The 12,462-nt window shown below is 57.8% G+C and carries 10 protein-coding genes; 6 read left to right on the top strand and 4 right to left on the bottom strand.

Annotation, left to right across the window (positions count from 1 at the left end; translation table 11 throughout):
• Positions 1-9 precede the first annotated feature (9 nt).
• Entirely contained in the window at positions 10-1,407 is a 1,398-nt protein-coding gene (locus ACWHVV_RS13305) for a sigma-54-dependent transcriptional regulator (protein WP_447529531.1), read from the top strand.
• A 118-nt stretch (positions 1,408-1,525) separates the two neighbouring features.
• Here the strand turns inward: ACWHVV_RS13305 and ACWHVV_RS13310 are convergent, their stop codons facing one another.
• A complete protein-coding gene (locus ACWHVV_RS13310; protein ID WP_447926668.1) occupies positions 1,526-1,720 on the bottom strand; it encodes a hypothetical protein in 195 nt (64 codons plus the stop codon).
• Between the two features lie 276 nt (positions 1,721-1,996).
• On the bottom strand, positions 1,997-2,410 hold the full coding sequence (locus ACWHVV_RS13315) for a hypothetical protein (protein WP_447926669.1): 414 nt from the start codon (positions 2,408-2,410) through the stop codon (positions 1,997-1,999).
• 434 nt (positions 2,411-2,844) lie between these two features.
• Here ACWHVV_RS13315 and ACWHVV_RS13320 point away from each other — a divergent pair, with 434 nt between their 5' ends.
• From ACWHVV_RS13320 to ACWHVV_RS13340, 5 genes are all read left to right on the top strand, one after another.
• Positions 2,845-4,047, top strand: coding sequence for a quaternary amine ABC transporter ATP-binding protein (locus tag ACWHVV_RS13320; protein ID WP_447926670.1), 1,203 nt, complete (start codon positions 2,845-2,847; stop codon positions 4,045-4,047).
• Complete coding sequence (locus ACWHVV_RS13325; RefSeq protein ID WP_447926671.1) at positions 4,047-4,880, top strand: ABC transporter permease; 834 nt, start codon at positions 4,047-4,049, stop codon at positions 4,878-4,880. The genes ACWHVV_RS13320 and ACWHVV_RS13325 overlap by 1 nt, the downstream gene beginning before the upstream one ends.
• Before the next feature lie 158 nt (positions 4,881-5,038).
• The gene (locus ACWHVV_RS13330; protein ID WP_447926672.1) at positions 5,039-5,908 is read left to right on the top strand and encodes a glycine betaine ABC transporter substrate-binding protein; all 870 of its coding nucleotides are present in this window, start codon (positions 5,039-5,041) and stop codon (positions 5,906-5,908) included.
• Between the two features lie 157 nt (positions 5,909-6,065).
• Positions 6,066-7,721 carry a BCCT family transporter gene (locus tag ACWHVV_RS13335; protein ID WP_447926673.1) on the top strand — a complete coding sequence of 552 codons (1,656 nt, stop codon included), beginning with the start codon at positions 6,066-6,068 and terminating at the stop codon, positions 7,719-7,721.
• Between the two features lie 193 nt (positions 7,722-7,914).
• Complete coding sequence (locus ACWHVV_RS13340; RefSeq protein WP_447926674.1) at positions 7,915-9,618, top strand: BCCT family transporter; 1,704 nt, start codon at positions 7,915-7,917, stop codon at positions 9,616-9,618.
• 80 nt (positions 9,619-9,698) lie between these two features.
• On the opposite strand, the gene ACWHVV_RS13345 is transcribed toward ACWHVV_RS13340, so the two are convergent.
• Both ACWHVV_RS13345 and ACWHVV_RS13350 read right to left on the bottom strand, forming a co-directional pair.
• On the bottom strand, positions 9,699-10,424 hold the full coding sequence (locus tag ACWHVV_RS13345) for a 3'-5' exonuclease (protein ID WP_447926675.1): 726 nt from the start codon (positions 10,422-10,424) through the stop codon (positions 9,699-9,701).
• 10 nt (positions 10,425-10,434) lie between these two features.
• On the bottom strand, positions 10,435-12,336 hold the full coding sequence (locus ACWHVV_RS13350; RefSeq protein ID WP_447926676.1) for a DUF294 nucleotidyltransferase-like domain-containing protein: 1,902 nt from the start codon (positions 12,334-12,336) through the stop codon (positions 10,435-10,437).
• Between the last annotated feature and the right edge of the window lie 126 nt (positions 12,337-12,462).

Genomic DNA, 12,462 nt, shown 5'->3' on the forward strand with positions numbered 1-12,462 from the left:
AAGACGTTTGTGACCGAACAGGACCACCTTTTACCGTTACTGGTCGTCGAAGACGACCCCGCGATCCGTGAGCTCCTGGAAGAGGAGTTGCACGACGCGGGTTATCAGACGCTGGGCGTACCCAGCGCCGAAGAGGCCATGGCGCTTTTGAGCCACACGCCCGTGGCCATGATGATCACCGATGTACGTCTGCCCGGCATGACCGGTATCCAGCTACTACAGCAACTGCGCCAAAGCGGCTCGGAGCTGGGTATCATCGTCATTACCGCCTTTGGCACCATCGACCAGGCGGTCGAGGCGCTCAAACTCGGCGCCGATGATTTTCTCACCAAACCATTGGACCTGGACGCCATACGCGAAGCGGTGTTTCGGGTGCTTGAGCGCCAGCGCCTGGCGCTCAATCACGACAGCGAGCTCAACCACTTCCACGGCATCGTGGGTAAAAGTCACGCCATGCAGGCGCTTTTTCATGATGCCTCTCGGCTTGCCAAAAGCAACGCCCCGATTCTCATTTTAGGCGAAAGCGGCACCGGTAAGGAACTGCTCGCCCGCGCGATTCACCAGGAGAGCCCGCGGGCCGAGGCGCCGTTCGTGCCGGTCAACTGCGCAAGCATTCCCGCCGATCTGATGGAGAGCGAGTTCTTTGGTCACGTGAAAGGCGCTTTCACCGGCGCCAACGAGGCGCGCAAGGGCCTTTTCCAAAGCGCCCAGGGCGGCAGTCTGTTTCTGGATGAGATCGGCGAAATGCCCATCAACCTGCAGGCCAAACTACTGCGCGCGTTGCAGGAGAAAACCGTACGCCCGGTGGGCGGCGAGCGCGAAGAGCCGGTGGATGTGCGCATTATCGCCGCCACTCACCGTCATCTGGAAAAAGAGATCGAGGCGCAGAACTTTCGCAGCGACTTGTTCTACCGCCTGGAGACGTTTTCGCTACGCATACCGCCGCTGCGCGAACGCGGAAGCGACATCGAGCACCTGATTTTCGCCCTGATCGACAAGCACGCCGAAGCCCAGGGCAAGCAGATCGAACAAATCGAACCCGATGCGTTGAACACGCTTTTAAGCTACCCCTTCCCCGGCAACGTGCGCGAACTCGAGAACGCGGTAATGCGCGCGGTCACGCTGAGCGAAGAGGGTTTGTTGAAGCACGGCGACCTGCCCGAACGGCTTCGCGACCATGCGGGCTCGCACTCCGAGGCCGAGCTCTCACCCACGCTAAGCGGCGAGGTACTCCCCGGTATCCAGGCGCCAGCACCGGCGCAGCACCGCTGGCCAAGTCTTGAAGAGGTCGAAAAGCGCTATATCCGCAAGGTGCTGGAAGCAACCGGCGGCAACAAGCGCCGTACGGCGGAAGTACTCGGGATTGCCCGGCGCACGCTATACCGGCGCCTGGAAGACGACAGCTAAACGCCGGGCTGCGCGCAGCCATTCGCTGCGAAACCGGCATTCTCGACGGCAAAGGGCCAGGCAGTGTAACTGCCTGGCCCTTTTGCTTTTTGCCTATCAGCGCTTAATGCCCGAGATTTTAAACGTCGTCGCTGGGTGTTTCCCCTGCGTCATCGTTGGACATGGGCCCGGTCCCCATGGGCTGCTCTTCTTCCGGCTCTGCATCCGGGTTGGGTGCGTCGTTGTCACCACAGCCCGCCAGCCCAAGTGCACCCAGCGCCAGCAAGGCGCTCAACAAAAGCGCCGTAAAGCGATTATTACGTTTTGTCGCCATGTCCTTCTCCTTGACCTTAAGGCAATCCTTGAATCGGTAATCCCGAACGGGGCCTACTAAACGTAGCGCTAGCGCCGGGTTTTTACCAGCTCGATTAGCGCGCTAAACACCCAGCCGGGCAGCGGTTTTCGGTCAATGGGCTTTGAGGCACATTCACCAGGGTAGTAACCAAAAAAACCCCCGCGGGGGGCGGGGGTAATGGTGATGATCCGCTAGTGACAGCCGCAGGGAACAGACAGCCGTGCCGAATCACCACCGTAGGGAGCGGTAAAAAACTTACTGGTTCAGTTGTTCGTCGTCGTTGGTTTCGTCACCCGGCATGGGGTCGGTACCGTCACCAAAACCCGGGTTCTCTTCGGGGTCCTGATCGTTCATGGGCTCGGTCTCATCGCCGGGCATCGGCTCTTGCGACGTGGCGGCGTTGTCGTCAAGACCCGGGTCCGTCGTCGTCGGGTCGTTCATGGCGGGGTCGTTGCCCATCGCCGGGTCGTCGTTCATGGCGGGGTCATCGTTCATGGTACCCGGCTCATTCGTGACGCCATCGTTTTGCTGCATGGTCTCGGGCTGCTGGGTCGGCGGCACTTCTTCGTCATCGTTGCCGCAGCCTGCAAGCGCTAGCGAGCTTACCGTCGCCAACATACCGAGTGCGATGAGCGACTTGCGCTTGAACGGTTTCGCTTGCTTATCCATAAGACCTGTCTCCATTAATTCATCGATTGCTTCATCAACTTTATCGAATCCAGCCAGTGAGTCGTCAAGACTCGATAGGCATTTGAAGCGACGAAAATAGTGTTTGATAAAACTGTTACACATTACGTGCCAAAATCGCTACATAAAAATTAATTAAATAAAAAACAATGACTTAAAAAAATAACTCGCGTATTCCAGGTTTCATCTATGCTGATTGAGGTGGGATCAAAATGACACATGTAGCGTTAGTTAACCGTGTGACCAGGGCGTTGTGACACACCGGCATCGTTTATGTATAATAAAATTTAATAAATCAAAGTGTAATAGTTAATTTGCTTTTATGATCCCTTGGGGTCCGCAGGATCAACGGTTGCTGTGGCGCTTGCGCCACAAGGATGCCCAACGACAAGTCACTTCAATAAAAGGCACGGTCAATGGATGAAACACGTCCTGTTAAAATTCGGGTTCGGAATTTAAGCAAGGTATTCGGGAAACAACCAAAGAAAGCACTCGAGCTTCGCGATCAGGGCCTAAAGCGCCCCGAGATTCTCGAGAAAACCGGTCAAACGCTGGGCCTTTCCAACATTTCTTTCGATGTTTATGAAGGCGAACTCCTGGTCATCATGGGGCTTTCAGGTTCGGGTAAGTCGACGCTCATCCGCTGTTTGAACCGGCTTATCGAAACCACCGAAGGTGAAATCGTCATCGACGACGAGGACATCCCGTCGCTCGGCGAAAAAGCGCTATTGGAGTGCCGCCGGCGCCATTTCTCGATGGTCTTTCAAAATTTTGCGCTCTTCCCTCATCGAACGGTTCAACAAAACGCCGAATTCGGTCTCGAGATTCGCGGTATCGAGAAGGCCAAGCGCCGAGAGCTTGCCCATAGCTCCCTTCAGCAGGTGGGGCTGGGAGGCTGGGAGGACGCCTACCCCAACCAGCTCTCCGGTGGCATGCAGCAGCGCGTGGGCCTTGCCCGAGCGCTTGCCAACGATGCCAGCGTTCTGCTCATGGACGAAGCCTTCTCCGCACTGGACCCCTTGATTCGCAAGGACATGCAGCAAGAGCTTCTTCAGCTGCAGACCCGCATGCAAAAAACCACCGTCTTCATCACCCACGACCTGGACGAGGCGCTAAGCATTGGCGATCGCATCGTGCTATTGAAAGATGGTGAAATCGTTCAGATCGGCACCCCCGAAGAAATTCTGACCAAACCGGCGGATGACTACGTGCGCCGCTTTATCGAAGGCGTGGACCGCTCGCGTATCTTGACCGCCGAAAGCGCCATGCGCCCGGTGCGCACCAGTGCCCGGGACACCGACGGCCCGCGCACTGCGCTTCGCCGTATGCGCGAATACAGCCTCGACTCTATCTACATGACCGGCCGCGACCGCCGCCTGCACGGGCTATTAACCGCAGACGCCGCGGGCAAAGCAATAGAGGCCGGCGCCGACTCGCTCGCCGGGTATCTCACCCAGGACTTCCGTCAGGTCCCCCCCGAGGAGCCCCTGCAGCACCTGTTCGCCATGTTCAGCGAAAAGAGCTTCCCGATTGCCGTGGTCGATGAACAAAAGCGGCTGCTCGGGGTGGTCGTTAAAGGCGCGGTACTCGATGAACTGGCACGAGCAGGAGAGCAGTAATGGATATTCCACGCATTCCCTTGGGTAACTGGATCGAGACGGCGCTGAGATGGCTGACCAGCGAGTACTCGGTCGTTACGCGGGCTATTTCCCGCTTTACCCAAACCGGTATCAATAGTTTGAATGACAGCCTGATGTGGCTACCCGAGTGGGCATTGATGGCGCTGATCGCCCTGCTCTGCTGGCGGCTGGCCAGCACACGGCTGGCCATTGGCGCGGTAGCGGGTCTGGCACTGATCTGGAATCTGGGCCTTTGGAACCCGATGATCGAGACGCTGACGCTGGTGGTGATTGCCACCCTGGTGGCGGTGGTGATCGCGCTACCGATCGGCATTCTGGCAGCGCTCTCGGACCGGCTTTACCGCGTCATCATGCCGATTCTGGATTTCATGCAGACCATGCCCGCGTTCGTCTATTTGATTCCGGCGATCCCGTTTTTCGGCATTGGGGCGGTATCGGCCATTTTTGCCACCGTCATATTCTCCATGCCGCCGGCCATTCGTTTCACGACCCTGGGGATTCGCCAGGTCCCGACGGATCTGATCGAAGCCGCCGATGCCTACGGCGCGACCCGCGCTCAGAAGCTTTTCAAGGTGCAGCTGCCGCTTTCGCTGCCCACGGTCATGGCCGGTATCAACCAGACCATCATGCTGGCGCTCTCGATGGTGGTCATCGCGGCGATGATCGGCGCCGACGGGCTGGGCAGCGAAGTATGGCGCGCCATCCAGCGTCTGCGCCCCGGCGACGGCTTCGAAGCCGGTATCGCGGTGGTCATTCTGGCCATGCTGCTCGATCGTTTGACTCAATCGCTGCGCAAGACGCGTAAGCAGTAGAACCTTCGGCTTATTGCCGGGCTTGAAAGTTGAAGCCCGGCGTATAAGCCACCAGGCTTGAGAGGCCAAAACGGGACGCGTTCCAGTACGTTTTGGCTCTCATCAAGTAGAGGCGTCGACCTCTTATAAAAGCGTCATTCATCAATAAGGGAAACAACATGAAAACACGCATCAATCGTTCGATTCGTCTCGCCACCCTTGGCGCGCTTGCCGGTAGCACCCTGATGACGGGCACGCTTGCCCAGGCCCAGGAGCAGGGCACGATCAATCTGGCCTACGTCGAGTGGTCCTCGGAAGTAGCCTCCACCAACGTGATCGCCGCGGTGCTCGAACAGGCGGGCTTCGAGGTGAACATGACCTCACTGTCCGCGGCGGCCATGTTCCAGGCGCTGTCTACCGGTGATGCCGATGCCATCGTGGCGGCCTGGCTGCCGACCACCCACGCCGAATACATGGAGCGCATCGACGGCGACGTAGAAGACCTCGGTCCCAACCTGGACGGCACCAAGCTCGGCCTGGTCGTCCCCGAGTACACCGATGTGGACTCCATCGACGCGCTAAACGATAACGCAGCCCTTTTCGACAACGAGATCATCGGTATTGACCCGGGTGCTGGCCTGATGGGCCTGGCCGAGGAAGTCGTCGATACCTATGACCTTGAGCTCAACCTGCGTAGCGGCAGCGATGCCACCATGGTCGCCGCGCTCAGCAATGCGATCAATAACGAAGAAGATATCGTCGTCACCAGCTGGACCCCGCACTGGATGTTCGCGCGCTGGGATCTCAAATACCTCGACGACCCGGAAGGCGTCTTCGGCGGTGCCGAACAGATCCACACCGTGGTACGCAACGGTTTCGAAGACGAAATGCCCGAAGCCTACGCCATTCTCGACGCTTTCGAGTGGACGCCGGAGCAGATGGGCGAGGTCATGCTGATGAACCAGGAAGATGGCAGCGACCCCTACGAAACCGCCAAGCAGTGGGTCGAAGAGAACCAGGATGTGGTCGAGCAGTGGCTCGATTCCTAAGCGTTCCCCGCTGCCATGGCCGGGAAGGGCAAGGCTCTTCTCGGCCTGATGCATAAATTGTTCGTAGAAAATCATTCTTTCTGATGCAGTAAAAGTTTCTCGCATGACCTATCTTGCTGGATAGCAACCCGGCCCCATGTCATGAATTCGCTTCAATATGGAGAAAGACCGAGTGGAAAACGAAAAACCCAATCAGTCCCAGGAAGAGCCCGTTGGCGAGGGGATACCCTCGCCCGACGGCCCCGCCAATCTCATCGACACCGATTACGTCATCGGTCAGGACAATATCACCACCAACAAGATGGGGTTCAGCCTCGACCTTCACGGCAAGGTGTTTAGTATCTCGGCGGTGATTATCCTGCTGTTCGTGATTATAACCCTCGCCCTTCAGGACACGATCGAGCCGTTTTATAACGCTATATTCAGCTTTTTGACCGGTAACCTGGCGTGGTTCTTCATCCTTGCCGCCAACCTCTTCGTGCTTCTCTGCCTTGGGTTGATTGTCTCCCCTCTAGGCAAAATTCGCCTTGGTGGAGCCGACGCCAAGCCGGATTTTACCTATATGGGCTGGTTCTCCATGCTCTTTGCTGCGGGTATGGGTATCGGGCTAATGTTCTTTGGTGTCAGCGAGCCGTTGACCCACTTCGGTACCGCTCTGGAAGGGGGCTCCGGCGCTCCCTTGATGGGCGCCCCGGGCGATGAGGCCACCTCGACAGCGCTCGCCATGGCGGCCACTATTTACCACTGGGGCCTACACCCCTGGGCAATTTACGCGGTCGTCGCGCTCTCGCTGGCGCTCTTTTCGTTCAACAAGGGGCTTCCCCTCTCGATGCGCTCGGTGTTCTACCCTATTCTGGGTGAGCGTGTTTGGGGCTGGCCGGGCCACGTCATCGATATCCTGGCGGTATTCGCGACGCTCTTCGGTCTTGCCACCTCGTTGGGGCTGGGCGCTACCCAGGCAGCCGCTGGCCTCTCCTATCTATTTAACGCACCGGAAAGCGACATTACGATGATCCTGTTGATCATCGGTATCACGATGATCGCCATCTGCTCGATCATTGCCGGCGTCGATAAAGGTGTACAGCTGCTCTCCAAGATCAACATCGCCCTGGCGGCGGCGCTGCTCTTCTTCGTGATCGCTGTCGGCCCGACCCTGTTCATCGCCACGGGCTTCTTCGAAAACATGTTCAACTACGTGGTCAACCTGCCTGCGCTCGCTAACCCCTTCGGGCGCGATGACAGCGGCTTTACCCAAGGCTGGACCGCCTTCTACTGGGCCTGGTGGATCTCCTGGTCGCCCTACGTCGGTATGTTCATCGCCCGGGTATCCCGCGGGCGTACGGTACGTGAGTTCCTGATCTCGGTATTGATCGTGCCCACCGTTGTATCGGTCCTCTGGATGACCGCTTTCGGCGGCACCGCCATCGACCAGTTCATAAGCCAGGGCATCGAAGCCGTACGGGAAGGCGACGGCGATCTCCAGCTCTTCTTGATGCTCGAGCAACTGCCGTTTTCGCAGATCACTTCCTTCATCGGTATCGTGCTGGTCATCGTCTTCTTCGTGACCTCCTCGGACTCGGGTTCACTGGTCATCGACTCGATCACCGCTGGCGGTAAAGTGGACGCTCCCAAGCCGCAGCGTGTGTTCTGGGCCATCATCGAAGGGGCCATCGCCATTGCGCTGCTTCTTGGCGGCGGCTTGACCGCACTGCAGACCATGGCAGTCTCTACCGGCTTCCCGTTCACCATCATCCTGTTGGTCGCAAGCTATGCGATCATCAAGGGTCTGATGAGCGAACCCAAGGCGGTTTAAGCCAAACGCGTACAGCGCAGCAACACGAAACGGGCGGCCCTCTGGGGCCGCCCGTTTTGTATGCGTAGCGTATATGGCGAGATAACCGGTTTAGTGGCACCCGTGTCAGCCATTGGACGGTTGGCGCTTTTTATCATCAATTATTTTACAAACAACAATCACCACGACTCACCAATACAATCCTTGTTAATATATGGCGCCGCAAGCACGACACAGCGCTCGAGGGCGTATTTCTAACCAAAACGGAGAGGTACCCGTGGATAAACAAGAACCAAATGATGCCCCGGAGGAACCGGGGTCGGAGGGGATTCCTGCGCCCGAAGGAGCAGCGAACCTGATCGATACCGACTATGTCGTCGGCCAGGACAACTTTACGACCAATAAAATGGGTCTCAACCTTGACCTGCACGGCAAGGTATTCAGTATTTCAGCGATCGTCATATTGCTATTCGTGGTATTGACCTTGTCGCTGCAAGATACGATTTCGCCGATATACGATGCCATTTTTGACTTTTTAACGGGCAAACTGTCCTGGTTCTTTATCACTGCTGCCAATATCTTCGTTATTTTATGTATTGGCTTGATTTTCTCCCCGCTGGGTAAAATACGTCTGGGTGGCACCAACGCGAAACCCGACTACACCTATATGGGTTGGTTTTCGATGCTATTTGCCGCGGGCATGGGCATTGGCTTGATGTTCTTCGCTGTCAATGAGCCCATCACCCACTTCGGAACCTCGTTTGAGGGTGCGAGTGGGGCACCGCTGGGGGGCGCCGCGGGTGACGCTGCCGGTGCTACGTCACTGGCCATGGCCGCCACTATCTATCACTGGGGTCTTCACCCCTGGGCGATTTACGCCATCGTGGCACTTTCGCTGGCCCTGTTTTCGTACAACAAGGGATTGCCGCTTTCGATGCGCTCGGTGTTCTACCCTATTTTGGGCGAGCGCGTTTGGGGGTGGCCCGGCCATTTAATCGATATTCTGGCCGTGTTTGCTTCGCTTTTTGGTTTGGCGACGTCGCTCGGTCTGGGCGCTAGCCAGGCAGCCGCGGGACTGACCTATCTGTTCGGCGCGCCGGAAGGCGACATTACGATGATCCTGTTGATTATCGGCATCACGATGCTGGCCATCGCGTCCCTCGCGGCCGGTGTCGATAAAGGCATGCAGCTGCTTTCCAAGATCAACATCATCATGGCGGCGCTGCTGCTGTTCTTCGTGATTGCCGTTGGCCCTACCCTGTTCATCATGTCGGGCTTTTTTGAAAACCTGTGGAGCTACGCCACTAACTTTACCGCGCTTTCAACGCCCTTTGGCCGCGAGGATGCAAGCTTCAGCCAGGGCTGGACCACCTTCTATTGGGCATGGTGGATCTCCTGGTCCCCGTATGTCGGCATGTTCATCGCCCGTGTATCCCGGGGCCGTACGGTCCGGGAATTCCTGATTTCCGTGTTGATCATACCGTCGCTGGTATCCGTACTTTGGATGACCACCTTTGGTGGCACAGCCATCGACCAGGTTGTGAGTCAGGGTATTGGCGCCGTGCGCGATGCGGGCGTCGATCTTCAGCTGTTCGTCATGCTGGAGCAACTCCCACTGGCACAAATCACGTCCTTCGTCGCGATTTTGTTGGTCATCATCTTCTTTGTGACCTCGTCCGACTCGGGCTCCCTGGTGGTGGACTCCATCACGGCGGGCGGCAAAGTGGATGCCCCCACCTCCCAGCGCGTGTTTTGGGCCATCATCGAAGGCGCCATTGCCATCGCGCTACTGCTGGGCGGCGGATTGACGGCTCTCCAAACCATGGCGGTGTCTACCGGCTTCCCGTTCGCCCTTATTCTTCTGGTGGCGTGCTATGCCATCATCAAGGGCTTGATGAGCGAACCCAAAGCGGTTTAGACAAACGTTTTTAGCACGGCAAAATGAAAACGGGCAGCCCCAGGGCTGCCCGTTTTTTTGCGCTCAACAAATGGCGGCGGCTAGCACCAGAAGTTCTTGAGCGGGGTATCCGGCGAATAACGGTGCGCTACCTGGGCCTGAAAGAGCTCAGCGGTGGCCATGGCGTCGACCAGCGCATGGTGGCCCTGATAGGTGGGCAAACCGTAACGCTGACGGCTGGCATCGAGACGAATCGAGACCGGCGGCCGGCCCAGCCAGCGGCGAAATCGCGACCATAGCGTTTGGCGGTGAAGGCGCGCTTCCAGCGACATGGTATCGATCATGGGAAACAGTACGCCCTCTTTGCGGCGCGACTTTACCGCCGCATCCAGAAACGGCCGCTCGATATTGCGAAAGTGCACCACCACCAGCCGACCGGCCAGCTCGTCCAAAAGATCGCCCAAAATCTCGTCCAGATCCGGGGCGTGGCTGATTTCCGAATGTGTGATGTGGTGATAGGCCACCGACTCCCCGTTAAGCGGCCTCGAGGGTTTGACCAGCCAGTAACGCCGCGTCGAGAGCGGGATACGGTCGAGCGTGAAGTGGATCAAGCCGATGCTGACGATGGCGTGACGGCGCTCATCCAGTCCGGTCGTTTCCATATCCAGCGCGACCATGGGTACGTCTGAGATGGGCGTATCCGGGCCGGGCAACGCGGTATCGAAAAAGGCCTTGAGGGCCGGATCTTTAGCGTGGTTAGCGCGCTTGGCCATATAACCGGCCCAGTCGGCTTGTTTGATGCGCTGGCGTGGCCGTATTCCTTTCATAATTTAGCCTCTAGCGCTGGGTCGGCATGGGGTAGCGGAACTTCAGGAATTTCTGCGCGTTGCTCAACATCTGAAACGCGTCCTTGAGCGTGTGACGCTCGCTATCGTCGACGTTTTCCGGCTCGATGTTGTTATCCGGTTCGCGCTCTTCCTGAAGGTCGATCATTTGGTGGCGAAGCCGCGATATGCACAAAAATTCGAACGCATAGCTGAGCTTGTCGCTCACCCCGGAGGCAAGCAGCTGCGTATTATCGATATCGTTCAAGCGCTGGAAGCTATTTTGGGCCTTGGAGCCACACGCCAGGGCGTGAACGCGTATCAGATCCACCATGGGCGCGGTGCCGCGGCGCTTTAGATTGATCGAGTTGTTGTGCTTGCCATCTTTTTCCATCACGAACGTACGGAAAAACCCGAGCGGCGGCGTGCGATTGAGGGCATTGCGGGCCATTGCGGCCAAAAAGCGCGGGGCCTCCGGCGCTCTTTGGGCAATCAGGTCCTGCAGGGTTTCCACGTAGTGGTCCTCGCCGTAAATGCTGTCCAGATCGAAAAAGATCGAGCTATGTAGCAGTTTCTCCGGCGTAGGGTTGGCGATCCACTCCTCGAAATACTTTTTCCAAACGTGCAAGGGTTGGCGCCACTGCTCGTTGGTGGCCATGATATCGCCCTTGCAGTAGGTATAGCCGCAGGCGTCGAGGCCGTCGCTGACGAAGGTGGCAAGCGCCTTGAAGTAGTCGTCGTGCTGGGCGGGGTCGAACCGGTCCGAAAGTACCAGCGCGTTATCCTGGTCGGTCACGATGCCCTGCTCGTTACGCGCCATGGAGCCGTTGACCATGAAGCAGTACGGCACCGGCGGCGGCCCCAGCTCTTCTTCGGCCAATTCCAAAAGCCGCCGGGAGAAGCTGCGCCCGATCGTCGAGAGCGCGCTTCCCACCATCACCGAGTTGGCGCCCTCCTGCAGCATGCGCACGAACGAGGCGCGAACATCCGACGCCAAGCGGGCCAGGCCCTGAACGCTCGACTGATTGAAAATGTTACTGACCAGGTAAAGCCCGCTATGGGTTTCGTAGCGGATGATGTCGGAGAGATGCACCACGCCCACCGGGCGCTGGCGGTAGAGCACCGGCAAATGGTGCACATTGCTTCGCAGCATGATGAGCATGGCTTCATAAATGGAGGCGTCGGACTGGACCGTAATCAGCTTATCCGACACCACCTCGCCTATCGGCGTCTGCGGTGAAAGACCCTTGGCGACGACCCGGTTACGAAAGTCACTGTCGGTCAAAATACCGCACATCTGCCAGGTCTTGCCTTCGCTATCCTTGAAACTGTAGCGCGGGTTCTCGCTGCCTTCATCGATGACCAGCACGGCCGAGGCCTGGGCCTGGCTGACCTGAACCGCCGCCTGCTGCACGCTGATGGTGGACTCCACCATGACCGGATAGCGCGACACCAGTTTGCGAATCCGCGTGACCATCATGTCGTTGGATTTTTGTTGCTGCTGGGCGGCGCTTTCGAGCCTGGGGCGCTCGAGTTCGACGAAGTCGGCGAAGTCCTCGTCCTCTTCACACAGGCGCTGGAAGATATGCTTGGGAATGAAGTACATGAGCGTATCTTCGATCGCCGTGGCGGGAAAGCGCACGCGATGATTTCTCAACAGGCTGAAATGACCAAAAATATCGCCTTCGCCCAGCCGGTTATAGAGCTCGCCCCGGCGGCGGTACACTTCGACCGCCCCGCTTCGGATATAGCAAAGCTCATCGAGCACTTCGTTGAGCGTTAGCACTTCGCTACCGGTTTTGTAATAGCGAACTTCTACGCATTCGGCAATCGCGTCCAGCAGCTCATCCGACAGTCCATCGAAGGGCGGGAACTGTCCCATGTGCTGGCGTATTTCCCACAATTCCACATCCATAGCGACTCCTTGAGTGCAACGCTCACTTCAGTGGATCAAGTTTGGCGGTATTCAAGCACTCGGTAAAGCAGCGCGCACAAAAAAGCCCGGTGCAAGGCACCGGGCTTTCGGGTAATGCAGCGGCAA

Source organism: Vreelandella sp. EE27 (genome assembly GCF_968206495.1).